The following is a 12,487-nucleotide window of genomic DNA, read 5'->3' as shown; positions in this document are numbered from 1 at the left end:
TTTATCTCCTTAGTTTTATTGTTATTTCACTTTGATTTGAGTTTTGATCAAGGCATTTTAAAGTGTGCTCGCCAAGAGTTAGATCTAGCCTTTTTTCGCTCGCATTTTCTATCTTAGAAAAGTTCAAATCATCTACTTTCAGGTAAATTTCATCACCTAAAAACGCGTAGCATTTTAGCATAATTTGTGTTACATTTTCATCTGTTACGATCTCTTCGCCGTTATACGGATAGGCAAAAACTGGCTTTTTATCTTTAAAAACTTCAGCGCAAGGGCTATTTTTGACCTCGTCTTTGTCTAAAAAGCCATTTTTTATCAAAAACTCAAGCTCCTCGCCTCTTAAACTCTCGCACTTATCTTGCAGTTTAACTCCAACTATCCTATCATCAAGTGCCGTTTTTTTGCACGTCTCATAGCTAAAAGCATCAAGGCATGTTGGCACTTTTTCAATGCCCTCTGGCTCGCTCATAAAGCTTAAATTTCTTTTTTGAGCGATGAGCTTAAACATATCAAAAACGATCTTTGAGACGTCATTTAGCCCAGTTAGTTTGTCGGTTTTTTCGGCGTTAAAGTTGCCCACCCAGACGGCTATTGTGTAGTCCTCATCAACTCCAATGGCGTAAAGATCGCGTGAGTTTGCACTTGTGCCTGTTTTAAAGGCGATCTTTGGCGTGTTTTGCGCGTATTGCCAAGCGTTTTTTAGATACGATCTTGAGGCCTCGCTCATCATTTTAGCAGTTAGATAGGCGCTTTGAGGCGATATGAGAGTTATATTTTTGTCTTCATTTTTGTAGCTTTTGCCCGCAAACTCAAGTGGCATATAAACCCCGCCATTTGCGTATATCGTATAAAGATGCGCAAGATCAATCAGGCTCATCTCAGCGCTGCCTAAAACTATCGAAGAGCCGTAAAACTCCTTGTTTTCATCAACTAAATTTACCTTTTCAAGTAGCTCATAAAGCGAGTTATCTTTTAGCTTTAAGTCTAAATTTATAACTGGGATATTAAGGCTAAAATTTAGAGCGTCCTTTGCGCTTACAAGCCCCAAAAAGTCGTTACTAAAGTTCTTTGGCACATATTCATTTATATAAATTTGCGTATCTATTAACTGCGAGTTTGGCGTGATAAGCCCGCTATCAAGGGCTAGCGAGTAGATAAAAGGCTTTAGCGTGCTGCCGGTGTTTCGCTTCATATTTAAGGCTGAGTTTTTGCCGTCGCGTGCGCGCTCATCGTGCGAGCCTATGAAGGCAACAACGCTCATTTTTTTATTATCAATGACCACGGCTGCGGCGTTATTTGCATTTTTAGCCTTTAGCGAAAACATCGCATCTTTTAAAATTTTAAGCATATCTTTTTGTAAATTTAGATCCAAGTTCGCCTTTGAAATTTGGTTTTTAAAAGCGACATTTGCGTAGTCGCCTGCATTTACGACGGCTCTTATCCTTACATTTTTAAATGGCTCAGCTTGAGCTCTTTTAAAGGTGCTAAGGTCGATTAAATTTGCCTTATAAAGCATCTTTATGACCCTGTTTTTTAGGGCATTTATGTTTGAAACTCTATCAAGTCTATTTTTATTTGGATTTTTAGGGATCGTGCTTAAAAGTGCGGCCTGAGCGTAGCTAAGCTCGTTTAGCTCTTTGCCAAAGTAAAAGAAGCTTGCCGCCTTTGCACCCTCGATATTGCCACCATACGGGGCTAAATTTAGGTATAAATTTAAAATTTCATCCTTGCTAAAGTGCAGTTCAAGCTGAAATGCTCTAAAAATTTCTCTTATCTTGTTTTTATAGCTTCTATCACTTGGCTCAAGCATTCTTGCCACTTGCATCGTGATAGTGCTAGCGCCTATGCGGTTGTCGCTTCTTAGGTTGTGAAAAAATGCCCTAAAAATGGAGGCAAAATTTACGCCAAAATGGTAGTAAAAGTATCTATCTTCAAAGAGAACGACGCATTGTTTTAGCGAGTTTGGGAAGCTTTGCTCGTGAAATCTCCAAATTCCGTCGCTACTAAGCTTCATATTTATGATCTCGCCATTTTTATCAAGCAAAATTTTGGCTTCATCTTTTTTAAGCGCATCTAAATTTAGTGGATAAATTTGATCCAGTATCAAAAAAATAGCGACCATTAGAGCCAAAAATAGGGCAAGGAATTTTAAAAATTTAAACTTTTTCATCCGCGTGATTATAGCTGTTAAAGTTTAAGTAGCTATAATTAGACCTTTTTAAAAAAGAGGAAACAATGCCCTTATCTAGGTTAAACAAAGAACAATACACTGCCGCAACTGCGCCATTTGGACACAATCTCATCATCGCTTCAGCTGGCACTGGTAAGACTAGCACGATTGTCGCTCGCATCGCTCATTTACTAAATTTAGGCGTAAAGCCTGAGAAAATTTTGCTTCTAACATTTACCAACAAAGCAGCCAGCGAAATGATTGAGCGCTTAAATAGGTATTTTGATAAACAAATCACCTCCAAAATCACCGCAGGTACCTTCCACTCGGTCTCATTTTCGCTTTTAAAAAGCCTTGATAAAGGCGTCACGCTAAAGCAGCCAAGCGAGCTAAAGACGCTTTTAAAAAGCCTTGTTGAGAGGCGTAAATTTTACCATTTAAGCGACGTCAAACCTTACGGCGGGGCATATCTATATGACCTTTACTCGCTCTTTCAAAACAGCGAGCAAGGCACAACTTTTGGCAAATGGATAAGTGCAAAGAGCGAAGAGCAGGGCGTTTATGCTGAAATTTATGAAGATGTTTTAGAGGAGTTTGAGGCTGAAAAGGCTAAATTTGCCTACGCTGATTTTAACGATCTTCTCATAAAAATGCGCGACGAGCTAAAAAATGGGGCAAATTTAGCTTATGATGAAATTTTGATCGACGAGTATCAAGACACAAATACCCTTCAAGGCAGCCTAATAGACGCATTTAAGACAAAGAGTCTCTTTTGCGTGGGCGATTTTGACCAGAGCATCTACGCATTTAACGGCGCAAATATCGAGATCATTGGCTCATTTAAAGATCGCTTCCCAAACGCAAATATCTACGCTTTAAATGTAAATTACCGCTCAAGCTCAAGCATACTTGCTCTTGCAAATAAGGTCATAAATAACAACCCAAGGCTTTATGAAAAGCACCTCACGGTTAGTCGTGAGGGAAATTTCAAGCCTCCAAGACTGCTTGTCTATAACGAGCTTTTTGATCAGTATCAAAATATCGCTGATATCATCTCATTTTCGCCATTTAATAGAGAAAATATCGCCATAATTTTTAGAAATAACTCATCAGCGGACGGCATCGAGGTCGCGCTAAAAGAGCGAGGCATCGGATCAAAGCGAAAGGGTGGGGTGAGCTTTTTTGAGAGCCGTGAGATCAAGGCACTCATCGACATCATGGGAATTTATGTCAATCCAAAAGATATAATGGCATTTATCCACATCTGCGAATACGCAAAAGGCGTTGGCAGCGCAGTTAGCAAAGAAATTTTTGACGCACTTCTTAAGCTTGGGCATGGAAATTTGATAAAAGGGATCCTTGAGCCAGATGAGAGCGTAAATATCTCATCAAACAAAAGGAGAAACTACCAGCTAGGCCTTTTTGACGACCTTGATGAATTTGCCGAAGTTTCAAGGTTTTCTAAGCTTGGCTTTAGCGATAAATTTCTAGGTCACCCTGTGCTAAAACTACAAAAGCTAAGCGAGAGTGGGGCGCAGTTTTTATATGAAATTTACAACTTTTTACGAGGCATGAGAAATATCTCAAAGCCAGCCACGATGATAAATGAGATAAAAACTAGCAAAATTTACTCGTTAATCGTCGAAAACATCAGCACAAAAAGGGCAACTCTAAAAAATGGCAACGTCGATCTGGCGCTCAAAGAAGAGGTCAAAGAGCGCATAATGGCAAAGAGCGTGGTGCTAAGCGAGCTAGCTAAAAAGTATCAAGATATCAGTAAATTTTATAACTTCTTAGCCCTTGGAAGCAACGAGATGAGCGAAGGGCAGGGCGTTAGCTTGCTTAGCGTGCATGCGAGCAAGGGGCTTGAATTTGACCAAGTCTTCATCGTCGATCTCGCGCAAAACCGCTTTCCAAATTTAAAGCTAATGAGCATGGGTGGCAGCTTAGAAGAAGAGAGGCGTCTCTTTTACGTAGCAGTAACAAGGGCTAAAGATGAGCTATATCTTAGCTATGCAAAATACGACAAGATAAAGAAGGTGAATTATCAGCCAAGCAGATTTTTGATAGAGGCTGGCATGGCAAAAGAGGAAGCTTAAAGAGTATTTACTCTTGTGAAGTAGAATTTACCAATTTTTTACAAAGAGAAGCGATGAAAAAAACTAAAATTTTAATAATCCTGCTTATTTTAGGCGTCGGTGGATACTTTATCTACGATAAATTTTTTAATATAAAAGATGAAAAGGTGGAGTTTATCACCAAAAAGGCAAAGAAGGGCTCATTTAGCAAGAAAGTCGATGCAACTGGAGAAATTTTCGCCACCGAGCTAATCGACGTGGGCGCACAGGTGAGCGGTCAGATAAAAAAGCTATATGTTAAGCTTGGAGATCAGGTAAAAAAGGGCGATATGATCGCAAGTATCGATAGCTCGACCCAGCAAAATAGTATCGATAATAAAGAAGCACAGCTTGCCATCTACAAAGCCCAGCTAGAAAGCACGAAGGTGGCTCTAAATATCGCTAAAACGCAGTTTGATAGAGAAAATGCACTATTTTCTAAAAACGCCACTTCAAAGCAAGAATTTGAAAGCGCAAAAAACACATATAGTGCAAATAGCGCCAAGATAAAGGAGCTTGAAGCTCAGATCAAGCAGACAAATATCGAGCTAAGCACCGCTAAGATAAATTTAGGCTACACAAAGATCACCGCTCCAAGAGATGGCACCGTAGTAAGCGTGCAGGTTGAGGAGGGTCAGACTGTAAATGCCAACCAAACTACGCCAACTATCGTAAATATCGCTGATCTTAGCCATGTAAAGATGAAGATGCAAATAGCAGAGGGCGACATCACAAAGATCAAAGTCGGCACACCTGTTGAGTACTCGATCCTCTCTGAGCCAACGAAGAAATTTCAAACGACTGTTAGCTCGATCGACCCGGGGCTTACTACGCTAAGTGATGGTAGCTACGGCTCAAGTAGCAGCAGTAAGTCTTCATATTCAAGTAGCTCAAGCAGCAGCTCGGCGGTTTATTACTACGCGCAAAGCATCGTTGATAACAAAGATGGAATTTTAAGAATAGGCATGACCACACAAAACGAGCTTTTAATAGCAAATGTAAAGGACGCCATCATCGTGCCAAGCATCGGCATCAAAAAAGATGAAAACGGCACTTTTGTCTATGTGCTAAAAGATGGCAAAGCTGTAAAAACAGCGGTCAAAACTGGTATAAAAGACAACCTCGATACGCAGATCATCAGCGGTATAAACGAAGGCGATGAGATCATCACTTCTCAAGGCTCATCAAGCGAGATCGCTAAGATGATCGCAAAAGAACATAAGAAGTTTTAAGTGATAAGCCTAAAAAACATCACTAAAAGCTTTAAGCTAGGTGACAATGAGATAGAGATCCTGCATGGCATAAATTTAGAGATAAAAAAGGGCGAGTTTATAGCTATCATCGGTCAGTCTGGCTCTGGCAAATCAACCCTGATGAACATCCTTGGCTGCTTGGATAGCCCAAGTGGTGGGCAGTACCTGCTTGATGGCAAAGAAATATCAAAATTTGATAGCGACGCACTTGCTAAACTTAGGCGAGATAAATTTGGCTTTATCTTTCAAAGATATAATCTGCTTAGCACGATGAACGCCCTTGAAAACGTAGCGCTACCAAGCATCTACGCAGGGGCAAACAAGAGCGAGCGAGAGAAAAGAGCTAATGAGCTTCTTGGCTCGCTTGGTCTTAGCGAAAAAGCGAAAAATTTACCGAATAAGCTCTCAGGCGGACAACAGCAAAGGGTCTCCATAGCAAGGGCGCTGATGAATGGCGGCGAGATCATCTTGGCTGATGAGCCAACTGGCGCGCTTGATAGCAAAAGCGGGCTAAGGGTGATGGAAATTTTAGTTGATCTTTACAAAAAAGGTCATACCATCATCATCGTCACGCACGACCCAAAGATCGCAGAGTATGCGAGTAGAGTGATAGAGATAAAAGATGGCAACATCGTAAGTGACAATGTCAAAAGTAGCGAAATTTATGAGGCCGCAAAGCAAACCCAGCCAGAAAAGAGTAAATTTACCTACTATAAAGACCAGCTAATTGAGAGCTTTAAAATGTCGGTAAATGCGATGCTAGCACACAAACTAAGATCGCTTTTAACGATGCTTGGCATTATAATTGGCATTACAGCAGTTATTAGCGTCGTTGCCCTTGGCAAAGGCTCGCAGGAGCAAATTTTAGCTGGTATCAGAAAGATCGGCACAAACACGATCGACATCATGCCTGGTAAAGGCTTTGGAGATATGCTCTCAGGCAAGGTAAAAACGCTCTCCATAAGCGACGCAAACATGCTTGCCAAGCAGTCCTTTTTAGACTCAGTCACGCCAAATACAAGCACCTCAGGCGTGCTAACCTATGAAAATATCTCGCTAAGTGCGAGCCTAAAAGGTGGCGGAGTAGGGAGCTTTGACGTAAATGGGCTAAAGCTAGAAGAGGGCAGAATTTACGATGAAGACGAGGTTTTAAACTCAGCTTCAGTCGCACTAATCGATCAAAACACTAAAAATAGCATCTTTAAAAATGATGACCCTATCGGCAAGATCATACTTTTTAACAAAAAGCCACTTCGCATTATCGGCGTTTTGCAAAAGGATGATTTTAAGATGGGCGATTCAAACACGCTTAAAATTTACGCCCCGTACACGACCGTGCTAAACAAGGTCACTGGAGATAAATTTATAAGCTCGGTCACCGCCAAAGTAAATGAGGGCGTCAATGCGCAAATCGCCGAAAAAACACTAACTGAGCTTTTAGAGATCAAGCACGGCAAAAAGGACTTTTTTACAAGAAACTCAGACAGCATCAAGCAAACGATCGAAGAGACCATCTCAACCATGCGCCTTCTCATCTCAAGCATCGCCGTCGTCTCGCTCGTAGTTGGGGGCATAGGCGTGATGAACATCATGCTGGTCTCAGTCACCGAGCGCACCAAAGAGATAGGCATAAAAATGGCGATCGGAGCCAGACAGAGCAACATCTTGCAGCAGTTTTTGATAGAGGCGGTGCTACTTTGCCTAATTGGCGGAGCCATCGGCATCGTCCTATCCTACGCCATTGGCTACATCTTTAACAACTTCTTAAACGGCTTTAGTATGATCTTTTCAAACGGCTCGATCGTGCTTGCACTTGTCACGTCGATGGCTATTGGCATCATCTTTGGCTATATGCCTGCTAAAAACGCCTCAAAACTAAATCCAATAGATGCGCTTTCAAGGGAGTAATATGAAATTTCTAAGCCTAGCTTTAGTGCTCGTTTTAAGCGGCTGCGCTGTTAAAAATATAGATGAAAACTACAAACAAATTTTACTTGAAGATAACGCCAGTGTTGAGCTAAATTTAGACACTTCTTGGTGGAAGCAATATCATCAAAGCTACCTTGATGAACTTGTAGAGCTTGCGCTTAAAAACAACACCGACCTTGCAAAAGCGGCAATAAATGTAAATAAAGCGCTTGCTCAAGCTGGCGTTTTGCAGGCAAATTTAATCCCAAGCTTTAACGCTGGTTTTGAGGCAACAAGCAGCAAAAACATAAAAGAGGGCGGCGCGGTCACTAGAAGTTTTGGCTCAAGCATAGGGCTTAGCTACGAGCTTGATCTTTGGCAAAAGCTAGCAAACAGCAAAGACGCAGCGATGTTTGAAGCGGATGCTACTAAATTTGATCTGGAGGCTAGCAAACTAAGCGTCATAAACTCCGTGGCAGACGCTTATTTTCAAATTTTATATCTAAACGAGAGCATAAAAACTTATGAGCAAATTTTAGAAATTTATAATAAGCTAAATGAGATAGTTGGGCTTAAATTTAAACTTGGCAAAGAGGAGGCGCTAAGTCTAAAGCAGATAAACTCGCAGCTCTTAAGCGCTCAAAATAAGATAGAAAGTGCCAAAAAAGAGCTTGTGAGTGCTAAAAAAACGCTTAGGATTTTACTAAATGAGAGGCCAGAATTTGAGCTTAAATTTGAAGGCCTCACGCTAAGTCCCGTTAAAAGAGTGGGCGTTGATCTAGATGTGCCAGCAAGCGCCATAGCAAACCGACCTGATCTAAGAGCGGCCATTTACCGCATAGAAGAGGGCATCTTAAACTACAAATCGAGCAAAAAAGAGTTTTATCCAAGCATCACGCTAGGAGCCAGTCTCAAAAGCAGCACCGACAAAAAAGAGGAAGCCTTTAGCCTTAAATTTCTAAATGGCAACATCGCTCTAAATTTACCATTTTTAAACTATTCTAAGCTAAAGTCAAATTTAAAGGTTAGCGAGGCAAATTTCGAGCTTGCAAAGCTAAACTACATAAGCACTCTAAATAGCGCATTAAACGAGATAGACGCATTTTACAAAGGCTATTTGTCCGACGAAGCACTACTTGCAAACTACCAAGAGCAGATAAAAAACTACGAGGAAATTTCAAAAATTTACGAGCTAAAATACTCTTACGGCAAGGTCGAGCTAAAAGAGTTTTTAGAGGCTAAAAATAGCGAGCTAGAGGCTAAAATAGGGCTACTAAAAGCAAAATACACGCTTTTACAAGATGAGCTAAATATCTACAAAGCCATGGCTGGCAAATTTAATAGGTAAATTTATGAGCTCAGCTTGGGACTACGAGGCAAATGCGTGTAGCAGTGATGGCAATTTTAGCGCTAAATTTGAAGGTTGCGAGGTCGCTATGGGCGCTCCAACCCTTGGCGAGTTACGACTTTTTATAAATAGCGAGCACTGTCTAAATTTAAAAAATGAGCCTTCAAACCACGCAAAAACGTCATTAATGGATAAAAATTTAGTTAAAGATGACATCGCCGATCAAATTTTACTTAGCGAGAGAGCAACTGCTTGCTTTTTGTTTTCAGAGGACTCTAAATTTCTAGCTTTTTCTGAATGGACGGCAGATAAAATGCAGATCGTAAAGGTAGTGCGGCTAGCTGATATGAGCATAAAGACTGACAACAATCGCAAAAGAGTAGTGGAATTTCTCTCATTTGATGATGGCTTGCTTGAAATTTTAGACTCACCAATCTTTATGCCTAAAAACTACACACTAGATATCCGCACACTTTTTGACGATAAAATTTAATTCTTGAGCGAGCGCTTTATGTACATTTATCGCAGTTTTTGCAAGGTTAGTGCTCTGCGTTTAAAAGCAAGAACAACAAACTCCAAATATAGCTTTTGCTCACATATAGCTTTTGCTCACATTTTCAAAATAGGGTAGATCAAATTTTAAGTTACGTATAAGATAAATGCAAATTTTACAATTTTTGAAAAGTGTAAAATTTAACTAATTTTCTTACAGATATTTTTGCGTCAAATTTAATGGATAAATTTAGATCACACAAAAGATAAAATGCAAAACATAGCCAAATCTAGCCATTTAAAACTTTCAAAAGAGCAGAATAATGATTTTAAAATATTAATTTGAAAATTGTAGTTTTCAATACAAAATATATAAAATACCTTGTATTTTACCTTTTATCGTATTTTGGCATTGCAATTATGGTTGATTTTAAATTTGCTTTTATGCTTAGTAATTTGAACTTGAAATGATTAAATTTTAAAAATTGGAGTGATAAATTTTAAAATTTGAGTAGAAAAAGATTTTTGGTTCAAAAGCAAAACTTGCATTTGAAAAATCAAATAAACAGATGTTCTTTGTGCCTGTCAAAATGCAATGAATAAATTTGCGGATTTTTAATAAAACTTATCTTTGATGTTTCTTTGGGTGGTCAAAAAACAAAGCTTTTGCACTGCCCTCTTTTAGCTCTTTAAATTTACACTCAAATTCTATGCAAAAAATGCCTGACGTTGGGATATTATCGATCGATGAGTCGCTTAGGTATTCGCAAATTTCAGTCACACTTGGATTGTGCGTGATGATGAAGATTTCATCTAAATTTTTATCCAAATTTCTTACGAACTCCAAAAGATCTTCAAAGCTTATATCGTAAAGCTCATCTTTTATCTCTATGGATTTTTCTTTAAATTTTAAAGTTTTAGCGATGATTTTTGCTGTTTGCTCGCATCTTTTGGCACTGCTTGAAAATATAGCTCCTGGCATCACATCATACATTTTTAGCCTGCTAGCCATAAATTTAGCGTCTTCTTTTCCTTTTGGGCTAAGCTCTCTTAAAGCGTCTTTTGCGCCGTCTTTATTCTCATCAACAGCTTTTGCGTGCCTTATAAAATAAATTTTGCTCATGATCTCTCCTTTGAGAAATTCTTTATCCAACTAAGCTCTTCCTCGCTAAATCCAGCCTTCAAGCGGTCTTTTTCGTTGATCTCTCTCATGCTTTTAAATGAATTTGGATATAAATTTAAGATGATGTCAAAGTAGCTTTTCTCATCGACGCCCTCTTTTTTGCAGGCAAATTTAAACCACTTATCACCCTTATAAACGTGAGAGACCTCCTCTTTTAAGATGACTTTTAGGCACTCAATGAGCTCCTCTTGCCCGCCCTCGCCTTGTAGTCTTTTGATGATATGAGCGTTTGCATCAAGCCCGTTTGCCTCCATATATCTTGGCAGTAGCGCCATGCGGCTAGTGAGCCTATCTGAAGTCTTTTGAAGTGCGATAAATAGGCCATCATGCACGCTTAGCTCGCCGTATCTGCCGCCCTGCTTTGTGAGTAAATTTTCTATCATACAAAAGTGCCTGATCTCATCCTCAGCCACCTCCAGCCAGTCCTCGTAAAACTCCCTTGGCAGCCCTCTAAATCTATAACAAGCATCAAGCGCGATGTCAATGGCGCTAAATTCGATGTGAGCGACTGAGTGGATGAAATTTAGGTTTTTATCTTTTGGCTTTACCTTTTTGTTTAGCTCTTTCATGCTAACGACGTCGCAAAATTTAGCGTAGCACGGTGTAGTTAGCTCATTTGGCGCAGAAATTTCATCAAAGCAAATATCTAAATTTGATCTAAATTTCTCGTAAAAGAGCTCAAATTTTAAAAATTTAAGCTCCACGTCGCCTTCGTTTAAAATGTCCCAGATCTCATCAAAAAATCTCATCTGCTCTCTTTAAGTAAAATTTAGCATACAAACAGCCAATGCCCCAGCCTATAAAGTGCGCGTACCATGCGACATTTATGCCCATAAGTAGCGGTAAAAAGCTCATGGCAACAACGATGGCAAAGTAGCCAAACCATGCCTTTTTGTCTGAGTAAAGCATCGAGGTCGCCAGCATGCCAAAGAGCATACACAAAGCGCCGCTTGCACCGACTAAATTTATAAATTTCTCATTTTCAAATGCAAAATATATATAAATAAAGCTTAAAATTTGCGTCAAAACGCCGCCAATGATATAAAAAATGATAAATTTCTTCGTGCCAAGATACAGCTCGCTCATCGTGCCAACTTGATATAAAAAGAGCATATTCATGAGCAAGTGACCTGCGCCTGCGTGCATAAAGAAAGATGTAAAGGGCTGAAATAGATAGAGTTTTTCTAAAAAATAGATGTTTAAGCCAAGCGCGAGCCATAGCTCACGCGAGTGCAAAAAGGTAACGCCAAAAAATGCAGCTAAATTTAAAAGGATAAGCGCAAATGTAGCTGGGCTACTTAGCTTTGCCATACCCAGCAAATCTGTTTGCCGCTAGGCAGCTAGCGTTTGAGCACCTTACAACGTAGCTATTTATCTCTTTGTCGCCCTTTAGGTGCGTGTTTTTTTGTTTTAAATTCATATAACTGTGGATTATCCTGCCGCCAGAGTTGTGGATAAATTTCACCGTCTCGTCTGGAAGTATGGCTGTCACGATGCCAACGTGAGTGACGTTTTTCTTGTCTTTATTTTTTTGTATGCCTTTGCCAAGGGTGTTTGAAAAGAAGATAAGATCGCCTTTTTTTGGATTTTTATGAGTGATTAAATTTTGGCTTTCATAGAAGTTGTAGATGGCTTTTGACTTTCTGCCGCCCTTGCTGTAGTAGTTATTGATAGTTTTTTCATCAAAATACATATTTTTATATTTTGCATTTACGATAGATACAAAGCCTGAGCAGTCGCCCCCTGCTCTAGTATTTAAGTATTTTTTAAAAAATGAACCAAATTCTTTATCAGCTCTGCCGTCATCTTCGTCTAAAAGCTCACTTGAAGTTTGTCTGCTAAAGTCACCATTTGTAGAGGCGGTTTGATTGTAGTCATTTTGTGGGATTTTAGGCTCGTTTGAAGTGAAAGAACAACCTGTAAAAAGTGCAACACAAAGTGCAAAAAATATTCTTTTGTTTATTAAACTTAACATATTTTTATCCAAAATAATTAATTTTCGTAATTTTAACTCTT

Annotated in this window: 10 protein-coding genes; 5 read left to right on the top strand and 5 right to left on the bottom strand. The window is 39.5% G+C overall.

The features are described from left to right. Position 1: 1 nt before the first annotated feature. Positions 2-2,170, bottom strand: a complete 2,169-nt coding sequence (gene pbpC, locus HMPREF1019_RS01010; protein ID WP_009293808.1) for a penicillin-binding protein 1C — start codon at positions 2,168-2,170, stop codon at positions 2-4. A gap of 65 nt (positions 2,171-2,235) precedes the next feature. Between pbpC and HMPREF1019_RS01005 the strand changes: the two genes are divergently transcribed. The 5 genes from HMPREF1019_RS01005 to HMPREF1019_RS00985 are packed head-to-tail and all read left to right on the top strand — an operon-like array spanning position 2,236 to position 9,289. Beyond that, positions 2,236-4,269, top strand: a complete 2,034-nt coding sequence (locus HMPREF1019_RS01005; protein WP_009293807.1) for an ATP-dependent helicase — start codon at positions 2,236-2,238, stop codon at positions 4,267-4,269. 53 nt (positions 4,270-4,322) lie between these two features. After that, on the top strand, positions 4,323-5,519 hold the full coding sequence (locus HMPREF1019_RS01000; RefSeq protein WP_009293806.1) for an efflux RND transporter periplasmic adaptor subunit: 1,197 nt from the start codon (positions 4,323-4,325) through the stop codon (positions 5,517-5,519). Next, a complete protein-coding gene (locus HMPREF1019_RS00995; RefSeq protein ID WP_009293805.1) occupies positions 5,520-7,448 on the top strand; it encodes a MacB family efflux pump subunit in 1,929 nt (642 codons plus the stop codon). A 1-nt stretch (position 7,449) separates the two neighbouring features. Further along, positions 7,450-8,796, top strand: a complete 1,347-nt coding sequence (locus tag HMPREF1019_RS00990) for a TolC family protein (protein ID WP_009293804.1) — start codon at positions 7,450-7,452, stop codon at positions 8,794-8,796. A 4-nt stretch (positions 8,797-8,800) separates the two neighbouring features. After that, positions 8,801-9,289 (top strand): hypothetical protein, encoded by a 489-nt coding sequence (locus HMPREF1019_RS00985; RefSeq protein ID WP_009293803.1) that lies wholly within the window; start codon positions 8,801-8,803, stop codon positions 9,287-9,289. A 624-nt stretch (positions 9,290-9,913) separates the two neighbouring features. On the opposite strand, the gene HMPREF1019_RS00980 is transcribed toward HMPREF1019_RS00985, so the two are convergent. The 4 genes from HMPREF1019_RS00980 to HMPREF1019_RS00965 are packed head-to-tail and all read right to left on the bottom strand — an operon-like array spanning position 9,914 to position 12,446. Next, positions 9,914-10,411, bottom strand: a complete 498-nt coding sequence (locus HMPREF1019_RS00980) for a SixA phosphatase family protein (protein WP_009293802.1) — start codon at positions 10,409-10,411, stop codon at positions 9,914-9,916. Then, complete coding sequence (locus HMPREF1019_RS00975) at positions 10,408-11,220, bottom strand: ferritin-like domain-containing protein (protein WP_009293801.1); 813 nt, start codon at positions 11,218-11,220, stop codon at positions 10,408-10,410. Before HMPREF1019_RS00975 ends, HMPREF1019_RS00980 begins: the two co-directional genes overlap by 4 nt. Beyond that, positions 11,207-11,782, bottom strand: coding sequence for a rhomboid family intramembrane serine protease (locus HMPREF1019_RS00970; RefSeq protein WP_009293800.1), 576 nt, complete (start codon positions 11,780-11,782; stop codon positions 11,207-11,209). Before HMPREF1019_RS00970 ends, HMPREF1019_RS00975 begins: the two co-directional genes overlap by 14 nt. Beyond that, on the bottom strand, positions 11,766-12,446 hold the full coding sequence (locus HMPREF1019_RS00965) for an NlpC/P60 family protein (RefSeq protein WP_009293799.1): 681 nt from the start codon (positions 12,444-12,446) through the stop codon (positions 11,766-11,768). The genes HMPREF1019_RS00970 and HMPREF1019_RS00965 overlap by 17 nt, the downstream gene beginning before the upstream one ends. Positions 12,447-12,487 lie beyond the last annotated feature (41 nt).

Origin of the sequence: Campylobacter sp. 10_1_50, from assembly GCF_000238755.1 — a bacterium.
In the GTDB taxonomy this organism is placed as follows: Bacteria; Campylobacterota; Campylobacteria; order Campylobacterales; family Campylobacteraceae; genus Campylobacter_A; species Campylobacter_A concisus_R.
The sequence above is the reverse complement of the archived record's forward strand: the minus strand, read 5'-3'. Positions and strand labels throughout refer to the sequence as shown.

Bases quoted from the DNA above. Each gene is read 5' to 3' on its own strand.
- pbpC (WP_009293808.1), bottom strand. From the start codon at position 2,170: ATGAAAAAGTTTAAATTTTTAAAATTCCTTGCCCTATTTTTGGCTCTA.
- HMPREF1019_RS01005 (WP_009293807.1), top strand. From the start codon at position 2,236: ATGCCCTTATCTAGGTTAAACAAAGAACAATACACTGCCGCAACTGCG.
- HMPREF1019_RS01000 (WP_009293806.1), top strand. From the start codon at position 4,323: ATGAAAAAAACTAAAATTTTAATAATCCTGCTTATTTTAGGCGTCGGT.
- HMPREF1019_RS00990 (WP_009293804.1), top strand. From the start codon at position 7,450: ATGAAATTTCTAAGCCTAGCTTTAGTGCTCGTTTTAAGCGGCTGCGCT.
- HMPREF1019_RS00985 (WP_009293803.1), top strand. From the start codon at position 8,801: ATGAGCTCAGCTTGGGACTACGAGGCAAATGCGTGTAGCAGTGATGGC.
- HMPREF1019_RS00980 (WP_009293802.1), bottom strand. From the start codon at position 10,411: ATGAGCAAAATTTATTTTATAAGGCACGCAAAAGCTGTTGATGAGAAT.
- HMPREF1019_RS00975 (WP_009293801.1), bottom strand. From the start codon at position 11,220: ATGAGATTTTTTGATGAGATCTGGGACATTTTAAACGAAGGCGACGTG.
- HMPREF1019_RS00970 (WP_009293800.1), bottom strand. From the start codon at position 11,782: ATGGCAAAGCTAAGTAGCCCAGCTACATTTGCGCTTATCCTTTTAAAT.
- HMPREF1019_RS00965 (WP_009293799.1), bottom strand. From the start codon at position 12,446: ATGTTAAGTTTAATAAACAAAAGAATATTTTTTGCACTTTGTGTTGCA.